We start from the raw sequence: 13,139 nt of genomic DNA, 5'->3' as shown, positions 1-13,139 counted from the left end.
GTGCAAATAAACCCAAACCGATGGAAACCTGGTGCATTTCGCACCTTGTACCAGCAACTCGCTCGCGTCTATTCTGGTCAAACGATCAAGTCAAAAGATCAAGTCTCTATAACACAACAATAGGAGGCGACATGTCCTCTCACACTGCTCTTCCAATTGAGCCGCTCGATGTTCTGATCATAGGAGCCGGTGTGTCTGGCATCGGCGCTGCGGCTTACCTTCGACGTCACCAACCGAACAAGGTGTTTGCGATTCTCGAGTCCCGGGAGCGAATGGGCGGCACCTGGGACCTGTTCCGCTATCCCGGCATACGCTCCGACTCCGACCTGTACACCTTCGGCTTCGACTTCAAGCCTTGGACCAAGGCGAAATCTCTGGCGGATGCCGCCGACATTCTCGAATACCTGCGAGAAGCCGTCGCTGAATACCAGTTGGACCCCTTCATCCAGTACCGGCAGAAAGTGGTCTCGGCGAATTGGCAGAGCGACAAAGGGCTGTGGGCAGTATGCGTCGAGGACGGCCACACGGCAGAAACCCGCACCATCGAATGCCGCTGGCTGTTCAGCGCAGGCGGTTACTACCGTTATGACCAAGGCTTCAGCCCACGCTTCGAGGGCGCGGAGCAGTTCAAGGGACAAATCATCCACCCGCAACACTGGCCCGAGCGCTTGGACTATCGGGGCAAGCATGTGGTGGTCATCGGCAGCGGCGCAACGGCGGTGACCCTGATTCCCGCCATGGCCGACGAGGTCGCCAGCATCACCATGTTGCAGCGGACGCCCTCCTATATCGTCAACCAGCCCGCCAACGATTCCGTTGCCGCTTTTCTTCGCAAGATTCTGCCGGCGCAAACCGCCTACTCACTGACGCGCTACAAGAATGCCAAGATCACCCTGGTCTTCTGGCGATTCTGCCAGCGCTTCCCCGGGCTCGCCCGCAAGCTGCTCATATGGCTGACCCGTAGAGAATTACCGAAGGGCTATCCGGTCGACGTTCATTTCAACCCACCCTACAAGCCCTGGGACCAACGCTTGTGCTCGGTTCCCGAAGGCGATCTTTTCAAGGCCATCAGTGCAGGTAAAGCCTCGGTCGTTACCGACCATATCGAGCGCTTTACCGAGTCCGGTGTCTTGCTCAAGTCCGGCACGGAGCTGAAGGCCGATATCATCATCACGGCCACCGGTCTGAACGTGCAGTTGTTCGGCGGTATCGCCCTGCACAAGGATGGCGAGCCGGTAGTGTTGAGCCAGACGCTGGCGTACAAGGGCACGATGCTTTCCGGCGTACCCAACTTTGCCTTTGCGGTGGGCTATACCAACTCATCCTGGACGCTGAAAGTGTGCCTGCTGTGCGACCACTTCTGTCGCTTGCTGGGCTTCATGGACAGCCAGGGCCATAACGTCTGCGAGCCGAAGGCGCCGGATGGTGTCGAAACCCGTCCCCTGCTGGATTTCGGGGCCGGATATGTCCAGCGGGCATTGGATAGCATGCCGCGCCAGGGGCCTCGCGAGCCCTGGGTGATGTCGATGGATTACTTCCGTGACATCAAGCTTTTGCGCCGAGGGAAGGTCGCCGACGAATGCCTCCGGTTCAGCACGGTGCCTGACGCCTACCTGCACAGAAGCGTGGCGCTTCAGACTCAGGGCGGCGGGCGATGACTGCGGATCGGTTCTGCGAGCTACCGGGCAAGCGTAGCCTCTGCTATCGCAGCCACGGTCCGGAAACCGCGCCTGCGGTCATCCTCATCGTCGGCCTGGGGCTGCAATTGATCTATTGGCCTGAAGCGCTCATCGCCGGTCTGGTCGAGCGGGGCCTGCGCGTGATCACGCTGGACAACCGTGACTCGGGCAGGTCTTTCTTCACCGAGGTTACCCCGCCCACGACCCTGCAACAGTTCTTCCGTAAACCGACTGCGGGGTATGACCTGGGCGACATGGCCGACGATGTGATCGGCCTCATGGATGGCCTGCGCCTGGGTGCGGCGCACGTCGTAGGGATGTCGATGGGCGGCATGATCGCCCAGACACTTGCCGCTCGTTATCCGCAGCGAGTCATGAGCCTGGCGTCCATCTTCTCGACGACAGGATCGCTGCGAGTAGGCCAGCCAGCGTTCAAGACCATCTTGCAGCTTCTCCGGCGCCCTCCCCGGAACCAGCAGGAGAGCGTTCGCGACTATGTGGAGATCATGCGTTCCGTCGGTACGACGCTGGAATGGGACGAGCAGGCCCATCGCGACTACGCCATGCAAGCCTGGGAACGAGGCGGCGGGGAAGCGAGCAACCTCGGGATGGCGAGGCAGATCGGCGCCATCATCAACTCGGGCGACCGAACGCAGGAACTCCAGCGAATTCGCTGCAACACGCTGGTCATCCATGCTGAGAAAGACCTCATGGTCGCCACCAGCGGAGGCTTCGCCACGGCGGCGGCCATTCCCAGGGCACGCTTGGTGCTGTTGCCGGGAATGGGGCATGACTTCCCCGCCTGCCTGACAGGAACGCTGCTCTCCCTGCTCGCAGGCCAAATGCATTAGGACGGAACATCCCTTCAGGGGCGGGTGGGTGCCGCCCCTCTTTTTACACCTCGGGACTTGCATGGGGCTTTTCGAAGTTCGTGCTTATCCAGGCCCACATAAGACAAAAAGGTTCCCGGTTGATTCTCGACCGCAGAGCCATGCATCACACGCCGGGCCGTTGGTTCGCCCTGCGCGTGAATTCCTCCACTGCCGTTCAACAACGACAAAAATCGAGCAAGAGGTACGTATGGAATTCAAGTTCTTACTCCCCGCCAAAGTCGTGATGGGACCCGGCCTGCGTGAGCGCACCGGCGAATACCTGCGGGAACTCGGCATGGCGCATGTGCTGATCGTGACGGACGCCGGGGTAAAGGCCGCAGGCCTGTTGAATGGCGTGTATGCCAGCCTGAATGAGTGGGAGATCGCGTTCGACGAGATATCGGACGTCAAGGCAAACCCTCGCAGCGAAGACATCAACCAGGCGGCGCAGCTGTATCGCGGCAAAGGTATCCAAGGCCTGCTGGCCATCGGCGGCGGCAGCGCGATGGACGCGGCCAAGGCGATCAGCCTGCTGCTGACCCACGAGGGTCGGATCGAAGACTACGAGGGCTCTTTCACCCTCAGGCACGCCATCCCGCCTATCGTCGCCATCCCGACCACCGCCGGAACCGGCAGCGAAGTGACCTGTTTCTCGGTGATCACCGATACCGCCCGGCATTTCAAGATGAGCGTCCAGGATTACCGGGTGGGCCCCGTTCTGGCATTGCTCGACTCCCGCATTCTCGACACGCTGCCTGCATCGATTGCCGCCGCAACCGGCATGGATGCCCTCACCCACGCCATCGAAGCCTACACCTGCCGCGTGTCGAACCCGATCAGCGACGGGCTGGCGCTGCATGCCATCCGCCTGATCAGCCAATACCTCAGGCCCGCCGTACTGGAGCCGGGCAACCTGCATGCACGCGAGCAAATGCTGGTGGCCAGCCTGATCGCCGGCATGGCCTTCGGTAACGCGGACGTCGGCAGCGTGCACTGCATTTCCGAAGCCATCGGTGGCATGTACGACACGCCACACGGCGTGGGCAACGCGATCTTCCTGCCCTTCGTGTTCGGCCATAACCGCGACGCCGACATCACCCGCCACGCGCAGGTCGCCTATGCACTGGGTATCGACCCCAACCTCTCGCCGGCCGAGGCCGCCGAGGCCGCCGTTGGCTACCTGTTCCAGATGAGCAAGGACCTGGGCATCCCCCGCTTCGCCGAGGTGAAAGGCGTGCGCGAGGAAGACTTCCTGAGCATCGCCGAAAAGTCGAAGAAGAATTTCTCCGACGGCAGCAATGCCAAGCAAATGACGGTGGAAACCTACCGTGAAATCGTCGCCGCCGCTTACCACTACGTAGCGTGAAGGAGGCCAGTCATGAGCGAATCAATCGCCGGCGCTTCATTGAAGCGCACGCTGGGTCCGTTTTCCGTTCTGTTGTTCGGTCTGGCGTTCCTCGCTCCGTTGATCGTGTTCGGCACCTATGGCGTGATCACGCAGGCCAGCGGCAACACCACGGCGATGGCCTACCTGATCGCGGCAATCGGCGTGGTGTTCACGGCCTTGAGCTATGGCCGGCTGGTCAGGGTGTTCCCGGTCGCCGGTTCGGCCTACACCTATACCCGCAAGATGCTGAGCGCGAACCTCGGCTTCATGGTGGGCTGGGCCGCCCTGCTCGATTACTTCTTCATCCCGATGCTGATCTGGCTGCTCGGCGCCAGCTACCTCAACATGGCCTTTCCAGAGGTGCCGCAATGGGTGTGGATCATCGGCTTCATCGTCTCCACCTCGCTGCTTAATATCCTGGGCATCCAGGTCGCCAACCGCTTCAACGTGCTGTTGATGGTCGCGCAACTGGCCATCATCGTCGTGTTCATCAGCCTGTGCGTGCACTACATCGTCGCGGCCAACGGCCCTGGCGGGCTGCTGTCGGCCAAGCCGTTCTTCAACCCGGACGTGTCCTTCGCCACCAGCATGGCCGGCGCCGCCATTGCCGCGTACTCGTTCCTGGGCTTCGACGCGCTGTCCACGCTCAGCGAGGAGACCCGCGACCCGGACCGGACACTGCCGCGCGCGATCCTGCTGGTCGCATTGATCGGCGGCTCGGTCTACGTCGGCTCGTCGTACTTCATGTACCTGGCGCACCCCTCCCCCGCCTTCGAGCATGTGGACGGCGCCGCCTTCGAGATCGCCCGCATGATCGGCGGCGACCTGTTCTTCGGCGTGGTCCTGGCGGGGATCATCATCGCTCACTTCGCCGCAGGCATGTCGTTCCAGGCCAGCGTGGGCCGGCTGCTGTACGCCCTGGGGCGGGACAACCAACTGCCGCGCAAGCTGTTCGGTGCCCTGCATCCTCGCTACAAGACCCCGGCCTTCAACATTCTGCTCTGCGGCATTTTCGGCTGCGCGGGTTTTGCCCTGACGATCGCCACCGCGACGTCCCTGGTCAATTTCGGCGCGTTTCTCGCCTTCAGCGCAGTCAACCTTTGCGCGTTGCGGCTCTCCTTCGATACCCGCCTCGGAGACGGGGCGGGCTTGTTGCGCGGGGTGCTCTGCCCGCTCGTTGGCCTGGTCACGGCCGGGTGGATGCTGGTCAGCCTGGATAAAGAGGCGCTGATCATGGGCTGTAGCTGGCTGGGCCTGGGGGCGGTCTATCTCGCTTGCCGGACCAGCTTCTTCCGCAACCCGGTGCCCGACGCGCTGGCGTAGCGACCACCCTTCTATCGAACGCTCTGACAACAACCACAAGGCCGGCTTCGAGCCTGCCCTTCAATGGCGAGAATCGATATGCAAACCAAACTTCTGATCAATGGTGCCCTGGTGGCCGGCGAAGGCGAGAGCCACGCGGTGTACAACCCGTCCCAGGGCAACGTCCTGGTGCGAATTACCGAGGCCAGCGGCGCCCAGGTCCATGCCGCGGTGCAGAGCGCGGATGCGGCCTTCGACGCCTGGTCGCAAACGCCGCCCAAGGATCGCGCGACCCTGCTGCTCAAGCTCGCCGAGCGCATCGATGCCCAGGCGCACGTGTTCGCTCGCCTGGAGGCGGACAACTGCGGCAAGCCTTTCAACGCCGTGCTGCTGGACGAACTGCCCGCCGTGTCGGACGTGTTCCGTTTCTTTGCCGGCGCCGTGCGCTGCCTGCAGGGCTCGGCGGCGGGAGAGTACGTCGCGGGGCATACCTCGATGATCCGCCGCGACGCGGTGGGCGTGGTCGCCTCCATCGCGCCGTGGAACTATCCGTTGCTGATGGCAGCGTGGAAACTCGGCCCGGCATTGGCCGGCGGCAACACCGTGGTGCTGAAACCGTCGGAGCACACGCCGCTGAGTACCTTGAAACTGGGCGAGCTGCTTGCCGAGATCTTCCCCGCCGGCGTGGTCAACATCGTCCACGGTCGAGGTGCCTCGGTGGGTGAGCCGCTGACCAGCCATGCCCAGGTGCGTATGGTGTCGCTGACCGGCTCCGTGCGCACCGGCAGCCGGATCATCGAAGGTACGGCCGAGAGCGTGAAACGCATGCACATGGAGTTGGGGGGCAAGGCTCCTGTACTGATCTTCGACGATGCCGACATCGACGCCGCCGTCGAAGGCATCCGCGCCTTCGGCTTCTACAACGCCGGCCAGGACTGTACCGCCGCGTGCCGCCTCTATGTGCAGAAAGGGGTCTACCAGGAGTTCGTTCGCAAGCTCGGCGAGGCCGTATCCAGCATCCGGTGCGGGCTGCCGGACGATCCGGCGACCGAGATGGGACCGCTGATCACCAAGGAGCATCTGGAGCGTGTCGAGGGGTTCGTGAACCGGGCCAGGGAGTTGCCGCACATCGAAGTGGTCACCGGCGGCAAGCGCGCCGAGGGTGCCGGCTTCTTCTTCGAGCCGACGGTCCTGGCCGGCGCTACGCAGGAGGATGAGGTGGTGCGCCGCGAGATCTTCGGCCCGGTGGTGACCGTCTCGTCGTTCGAGGATGAAGCCCAGGCGCTGGCTTGGGCGAACGACTCCGATTACGGCCTGGCGTCTTCGGTATGGACCGCCGATGTGGGGCGCGCTCATCGCCTGGCCGCCCGCCTGCAATACGGCTGCACCTGGGTCAACACCCACTTCATGCTGGTCAGCGAAATGCCCCACGGCGGGGTCAAGCTGTCCGGCTACGGCAAGGACCTGTCGATGTACGGCCTGGAAGACTACACCGTGGTGCGCCACGTGATGTTCAAGCACTGACCGCCCACACCCCGGACTACCCAGATCATTTTTCAAGAGGTTTGCATGAACAACATCGAGACGTTCGAAAGGCTCGAGTCCAACGTGCGGATGTACTGCCGCGACTTGCCCCTGGTGTTCGATACCGCCCAAGGCAGCAGGATCCGCGGCGAAGATGGCCGCGAATACCTGGACTTCTTCGCCGGCGCCGGCGCCCTGAACTATGGCCACAACGACCCGCGCATGCGCGATGCGCTGATCGCGTATCTGTCGGCCAACGGCGTGACCCACGCCCTCGACCTGCACACCACCACCAAGCGCCAGTTCCTGGAAGCGATCGAGCGCGACCTGTTCAAGCCACGCGGCTGGGACTACAAGGTCCAGTTCACCGGCCCGACCGGTGCCGACGCCGTCGAGGCGGCGTTGAAGCTGGCGCGCAAGGCGACCGGGCGTACCAAGGTCGTATCGTTCTACGGGGCTTACCACGGCATGACCGCCGGCGCCCTGGCCGTCACCGGCAACCGCACTCGCCGTGGCCCCGGGCTTTCCACCGACGTGGTGTTCGTGCCCTACGAAGACAGCCCCTATGGCGAATTCGACAGCATTGGCTTCCTCGAGCGCCTGGCCAACGACCAGGGCAGCGGCTCGGAGCTGCCGGCGGCGGTGATCGTCGAGTCGGTGCAGATCCAGGCCGGCGTCTACCCGGCTTCCAACCAATGGCTGCAACGCTTGCGCAAGTGGACCACCGACCACGGCGTGCTGCTTATCTGCGACGAGATCCAGGCCGGTTGCGGTCGCACCGGCGACTTCTTCGGCTTCGAGCGCTCCGGGGTGGTGCCGGACCTGATCACCTGCGCCAAATCGATCGGCGGCTTCGGCCTGCCGATGGCGATCGTGTTGCTTCGTGCCGGGCTGGATGTATGGCAACCGGGCGATCACATCGGCACCTTCCGGGGCAACCAGTTGGCGTTCCTGACCGCCCGCATCGCGCTCAGCTATTGGCACGATGAGCAGTTCCTGAAATTGCTGGCCGACAACTGCGCGGCCATGGAGCGCGCGGTTGCCGGCTTTGCGGAAATTCCAGGCGTCGCGTCCGCGCGTTGTCGCGGCATGATCGCCGGCATCGATTTCGGCCGCGGCAACGTCGAGGTCGCCAAGGACGCCCAGCAGCGCGTGCTGCAAGCGGGCGTGCTGGTCGACCGCTGCGGCCCGAATGGCGAAATCATCAAGCTGATGCCACCGCTGAACACTCCGACCGACCAACTCGAAGACGGCCTCAGGGCCTTCGGCGAATCGGTCGCGGCAGCGCTGGGCGAATAGCTGCCAGGGTCACCCTTCGGCCTGTGTTGAAGCGCAGGCCGGAGACCTGTTGGACATCAGCCAGAACAATAATCAGGAGACCTCGAGCGTGCGTGAACACAATGATGAAAGCGTCGAGTTCGAAGTGTCCGTGATCGGGCTCGGAGCCATGGGAACCATCATGGCCCAAGCGTTGCTCAGGCAAGGCAGGCGCGTGGCGATCTGGAACCGCTCACCCGGCAAGGCCGCGGCGCTCGTCGCCGCTGGCGCTCACCTGAGCGAGAGCGCCGAAGCCGCGCTGGCTGCAAGCCCGGCCACGATCTTCGTGCTCCTGGACAACCAGGCGACCCACGAGGTGCTCGGGATGCCAGGTGTGATGCAGGCGCTGGCCAACCGTACGCTCGTCGATTACACGACCAACGCCCGGGACGAGGGCCTGGCGCTTCAGAGTCTCGTCAACCGCGCGGGCGGCCATTACGTCAAAGGGATGATCGTGGCCTACCCGCGCAACGTTGGTCGTCGCGAAAGCCACAGCATTCATACCGGTGATCCTGAGGCCTTCGAACGGCATCGGGCGCTGCTTGAGGGGCTTGCCGGTCATACGACGTTCCTCCCCTGGGACGAAGCATTGGCCTTCGCCACCGTGCTCCACGCGCATGCGTTTGCCGCGATGGTGGCTTTCTTCGAGGCCGTGGGGGCTGGTGTCCACTTCGGCCTGCCGCCTTCGAAGACCGCTCGGCTCATGCTCGACACGTCGCGCTTTTTCGTCGCCGATGCACTCGAGGAAGCGGTCCGTCGGCTGGAAGCGCAGGATTTCGCAGGCGATCAGGCGAGGCTCGATGTGCATGCCCAGGCCTTCGCCCATATCGCCGGAGCCCTGCACGCACAAGGGGCCTGGACGCCGGTCTTCGACGCGCTGTGCCAGGCCGTGCAACGCGCGGCAGCCATGGGCTATGGCGATCAGGACATCGTAGCCGTCACCCGCCTGTTCGCCCGCGAATGCGAGACCGCAAGCGCGGCGGGACAGTGACTGCGCTGCGCTTCTAAGGTCCTCGTGGATAGCGCCCGAAGACAACAACTATAAAAAATCGCTGGAGAATCATATGCGCCGATTCGGTTTTCTACTGGCTGTCCTTGTACTGGTCATCTTCCTGAGTGCACTGTTTTCGAAGCCTTCCGTCGTCAACCGCGGGACGGCTCAGCGCATGGAGCACTACCCCACCGTCGGTATCGGAGACATCTTCCGGGGGCACTAGCCAGGCCTCGGGCGACAGACAGCCTCAAAGCCTGCCATGCGGTCGCTGCCACCCGTTCGACAGCGACCGTGTGCGCCTCAGTGGTCTATGGCTCCGCTGGCACCAAGGCCGGTCTGGCCTCGTACGTACTGGTCGGCGAAGGCTTCCCTTTCCGCCATGGCCCGCGTGGTCCGGTCCAGGCGGGAAACGCCATACGCCACCAGGAACGCCAACGGCATGGAGAACAGCGCAGGCTGGGTATAGGGGAACAGCGGCTCGGCGAAGTGCAACACATCCACCCACACCAGCCTGGAGAAAACCACGAAGCCCATGGCGCTGAACAACCCGACGTAGCCACCGGCCAACGCGCCACGGGTGGTCAGCCCGGACCAGAACATCGACAGGAACAGCACCGGGAAGTTGGCCGAAGCGGCGATGCCAAAGGCCAGGGCGACCATGAAGGCCACGTTGATGTTCTCGAACACGATGCCCAGGGCTATCGCCACCAAGCCAAGGCCCAGGGTTGCCAGCTTGGTTACCCGCAGCTCCTGCGCCTCGCTGGCCGCGCCCTTCATGATCACCCGCGCATACAGGTCATGGGCGATGGCGGACGCCCCGGCCAGGGCCAGGCCTGACACCACGGCCAGGATGGTGGCGAAGGTCACGGCGGAGAGGAAGCCCAGCAGCAGGTTACCTCCCACTGCCTGGGCCAGGTGCATGACCACCATGTTGCCCCCGCCCAGCAGCTTGCCTCCCGCTTCCCCGCCCTCGAAGAACCGGGGCTGCTGGCTGACGATCACGATCGACGCCAGGCCCAGCAGGAAAATGACATTGAAGAAGTAGCCGATGAACCCGGTGGCGTAGAGCACCGACTTGCGCGCCTCCCGGGCATCGCCGACGGTGAAGAAACGCATCAGGATGTGCGGCAGCCCGGCGGTGCCGAACACCAGCCCCAGGCTCAGCGATAACGCGGTCAACGGGTCGGCCAGCAAGCCACCAGGGGCCAGCAGGCGTTCGCCCAGGGCATGGCTATCCATCGCCTGGCTGACCAGCCTGTCATAGCTGAAGTCGAATTCGCGCATCGCCAGGAACAGCACCAGCGAGCCGCCGACCAGCAGCAGGAATGCCTTGACGATCTGCACCCAGGTGGTTGCCACCATACCGCCGAAGGTCACATACAGCATCATCAGCGCACCGACGATCACCAGGGCGATCTGGTAGTCCAGGCCGAACAGCAGCCTGATCAACTGCCCGGCCCCGACCATCTGCGCCACCAGGTAGAAACACACCACGGTCAGCGAGCCGATGGCGGCCATGGTGCGCACCTTGCCCTGGTCGAGACGGTACGAGGTGATGTCGGCGAAGGTGAAGCGGCCCAGGTTGCGCAGCCGCTCGGTCATCAATAGCAGCAGTACCGGCCAGCCCGCGAAGAAGGCGATGAGATAGATGTAGCCATCCATCCCGGAGCTGTAGATGAGCGCGGTGATTCCCAGCAGCGTGGAGGCGGACATGTAGTCGCCGGCCAGCGCCAGGCCGTTCTGCCAGCCCCGGATACCGCCACCGGCGCTATAGAAATCCGCCGTCGAATGGGTCCGTCGCGCCGCCCACCAGGTGATGCACAGGGTGAACAGCACGAACACCATGAACATGCCGATGGCATGCAGGTTGAGCGGCTGGCGCTGGCCAGCGTCCAACGCGGGCGAGGCCGACAGCAGGCCGGAGTGCAGCGACAACGCCAGGGGAAGGAGCTTCTTCATGCGCCCTGCTCCTCTTCCAGCCCAGCGACCAGAGCCTGGGTCAGGCGATCGAATTCGCCGTTGGCGCGGTACACATAGAGCGCCGACAAGGCACAGAAGAACACGAACAGGAACACGCCGGCCGCGACGCCGAAGGTCATGTTCGAGCCCTGCGCCAGACGCCTGGCAATCAGCTCGGGGCAGAACGATACCAGCGCGATGTAGCCGTGGAACGTAGCCAGGATCAGCAGGAGCAGGCTCAGGGTGAAACGGTTTCGGCGCGCCACCAGTTGCTGGAACCGGGCACTGGCGCGGATACGCGCGTATAGCAGGCTGGACATGGGACACCTCGGGCAACCTAGTTATTGTTATGGAATGTGCGGGTGCGGCAGCGCCATCAGCGGCCGGCGTCGCCGGCCTCCTCCTCCTGCCGGGCCCACTCGCGCAGGACGAACTTCTGGATCTTGCCGGTGGCGGTCTTGGGCAGTTCGGTAAGCGTCACATGCCGCGGCGCCTTGAAGTGCGCCAGGCGCTCGCGGCACCAGCGGACCAGATCGTCACCCGTGGTTCTGGGTAAGGCATCCGCCCGCAAGGCGACGAACGCGTGGGGTGTCTCGCCCCAGCGCGAATCCGGGCGCGCCACCACCGCGGCCTCGACCACCTCGGGGTGCTGGTAGAGCACTTCCTCGATCTCCAGCGAGCTGATGTTCTCGCCGCCGGAAATGATGATGTCCTTGGCCCGGTCCTTGATTTCCACGTAGCCGTCCGGGTGCGGCACGGCCAGGTCGCCCGTGTGCAGCCAGCCGTCGGCCAACGCGGCGCGGGTGGCCTCGGGGTTGTGCAGGTAGCCTTTCATCACGGTGTTGCCCCGCACTACCAGTTCGCCAAGGGTGCGGCCGTCGGCCGGGACCGGACGGCCGGTGTCGGTATCCAGCACCGTGGCCTCCTCGAGCATCGGGTGGGCGACGCCCTGGCGGCTCATGAACTGGGCCCGGGCCTCCAGCGGCAATTCGTCGACCCCCGGCTGCCACAGGCACAGGGTGCTGGGGCCGTAGCTTTCGGTCATGCCGTAGGCGTGGGTGATGCTGAAGCCGCGTGCTTCCATGGCGGCGATGACCGCGCTGGGCGGCGCGGCGCCGCCGGTGATCACCGATACCGGCACGGTAGGGACGCTGGCATGCTCGGCATGGATCAGCATCGACATCACCACCGGCGCGGCGCTCAGGTGGGTCACGGCATGCTCGGCAATCGCAGCGTTGATCGCATCAGGCTGGACCTTGCGCAGGCACACATGGGTGCCACCGGACAACGTCACCGCCCAGGTATGGCTCCAGCCGTTGCAGTGGAACATCGGCAAGGTCCACAGGTAGACGCTGCGCGGCCCCAACTGGAAGATCAGCGCGCCGGCGCAGGCGTTGAGGTAGGCGCCGCGGTGATGCAGGACCACGCCCTTGGGATCCCCCGTGGTGCCGGAGGTGTAGTTGATGGCGATCGACTGCCATTCGTTCTGCGGCGCACTCAGCGGCCGCCCGGGGTCGCCCTGGGCCAGAAACGCCTCATAGTCCAGGTCGTGGGCGAGGTCGGCGCGCTCGGCCTGATCATCGTCGATGCCCACCAGCAAGGGCGGCGCATCGAGCATGGCCAGCGCCTGCTGGGCCACGGCACCGAACTCACGGTCGCAGATCAGCACCCTGGCCGCGCAGTGGCGCAGGATGAAGGCGATGCTGCGTGCCTCCAGGCGGATGTTGATGCATACCAGCACCGCCCCGGCACCGGGTACGCCATAGTGGGCCTCGAGCATTTCCGGGATATTCGGCGCCAGTATCGCCACCCGCTCGCCCGCTTGTACGCCGACCCGCTCCAGGGCGCTGGCCAGGGCGCAACTGCGCTCGTGCAACTGGCGGTAGCTGTAGCGCCTTGCGCCATAGACCACCGCATCGCGCTGCGGGTACACCTGCGCGGCACGCTTGAGGAACGACAGCGGCGACAGCGGGACATGGTTGGCTTCGTTGGGAGCAAGCTCGTGCTCGAGGGTAGGAACCATCATGGCAGCCACCTCATCGACACATTGCTCCGGTCTTGCACGCACATACATACCTCCTGTTCTTGTTGTTATTGCGCCAGGG

At 64.1% G+C, this 13,139-nt stretch carries 10 protein-coding genes; 7 read left to right on the top strand and 3 right to left on the bottom strand.

Annotated elements, in window-relative coordinates; translation table 11 throughout:
• Positions 1 to 131 precede the first annotated feature (131 nt).
• The 7 genes from VQ065_RS16700 to VQ065_RS16670 all read left to right on the top strand — a co-directional run bounded on the left by VQ065_RS16700 (position 132) and on the right by VQ065_RS16670 (position 9,072).
• Positions 132 to 1,658: a flavin-containing monooxygenase gene (locus VQ065_RS16700; RefSeq protein ID WP_016253449.1), complete on the top strand. Its 1,527-nt coding sequence runs from the start codon at positions 132 to 134 to the stop codon at positions 1,656 to 1,658.
• Positions 1,655 to 2,530 (top strand): alpha/beta fold hydrolase, encoded by an 876-nt coding sequence (locus VQ065_RS16695; protein ID WP_003089172.1) that lies wholly within the window; start codon positions 1,655 to 1,657, stop codon positions 2,528 to 2,530. The genes VQ065_RS16700 and VQ065_RS16695 overlap by 4 nt, the downstream gene beginning before the upstream one ends.
• Positions 2,531 to 2,759: 229 nt before the next feature.
• Entirely contained in the window at positions 2,760 to 3,917 is a 1,158-nt protein-coding gene (locus VQ065_RS16690; protein ID WP_003089170.1) for an iron-containing alcohol dehydrogenase, read from the top strand.
• A gap of 12 nt (positions 3,918 to 3,929) precedes the next feature.
• A complete protein-coding gene (locus VQ065_RS16685; RefSeq protein WP_003089168.1) occupies positions 3,930 to 5,261 on the top strand; it encodes an APC family permease in 1,332 nt (443 codons plus the stop codon).
• A 78-nt stretch (positions 5,262 to 5,339) separates the two neighbouring features.
• Positions 5,340 to 6,764, top strand: a complete 1,425-nt coding sequence (locus tag VQ065_RS16680; RefSeq protein ID WP_003089167.1) for a gamma-aminobutyraldehyde dehydrogenase — start codon at positions 5,340 to 5,342, stop codon at positions 6,762 to 6,764.
• 45 nt (positions 6,765 to 6,809) lie between these two features.
• The gene (locus VQ065_RS16675) at positions 6,810 to 8,063 is read left to right on the top strand and encodes an aspartate aminotransferase family protein (RefSeq protein WP_003089166.1); all 1,254 of its coding nucleotides are present in this window, start codon (positions 6,810 to 6,812) and stop codon (positions 8,061 to 8,063) included.
• An 88-nt stretch (positions 8,064 to 8,151) separates the two neighbouring features.
• Positions 8,152 to 9,072, top strand: coding sequence for an NAD(P)-binding domain-containing protein (locus VQ065_RS16670; protein WP_042115189.1), 921 nt, complete (start codon positions 8,152 to 8,154; stop codon positions 9,070 to 9,072).
• A gap of 303 nt (positions 9,073 to 9,375) precedes the next feature.
• Here VQ065_RS16670 and VQ065_RS16665 read toward each other — a convergent pair whose 3' ends face one another.
• The 3 genes from VQ065_RS16665 to VQ065_RS16655 are packed head-to-tail and all read right to left on the bottom strand — an operon-like array spanning position 9,376 to position 13,057.
• Positions 9,376 to 11,034 carry a cation acetate symporter gene (locus VQ065_RS16665; RefSeq protein ID WP_003089159.1) on the bottom strand — a complete coding sequence of 553 codons (1,659 nt, stop codon included), beginning with the start codon at positions 11,032 to 11,034 and terminating at the stop codon, positions 9,376 to 9,378.
• A complete protein-coding gene (locus VQ065_RS16660) occupies positions 11,031 to 11,354 on the bottom strand; it encodes a DUF485 domain-containing protein (RefSeq protein WP_003089157.1) in 324 nt (107 codons plus the stop codon). The genes VQ065_RS16665 and VQ065_RS16660 overlap by 4 nt, the downstream gene beginning before the upstream one ends.
• 56 nt (positions 11,355 to 11,410) lie before the next feature.
• A complete protein-coding gene (locus VQ065_RS16655) occupies positions 11,411 to 13,057 on the bottom strand; it encodes an acyl-CoA synthetase (RefSeq protein WP_445262790.1) in 1,647 nt (548 codons plus the stop codon).
• Between the last annotated feature and the right edge of the window lie 82 nt (positions 13,058 to 13,139).

It is taken from the genome of Pseudomonas sp. KBN10P06128 (assembly GCF_037574945.1).
GTDB classification, from domain to species: Bacteria; Pseudomonadota; Gammaproteobacteria; order Pseudomonadales; family Pseudomonadaceae; genus Pseudomonas; species Pseudomonas aeruginosa.
This window is presented reverse-complemented; position numbering and strand designations above follow the sequence as displayed.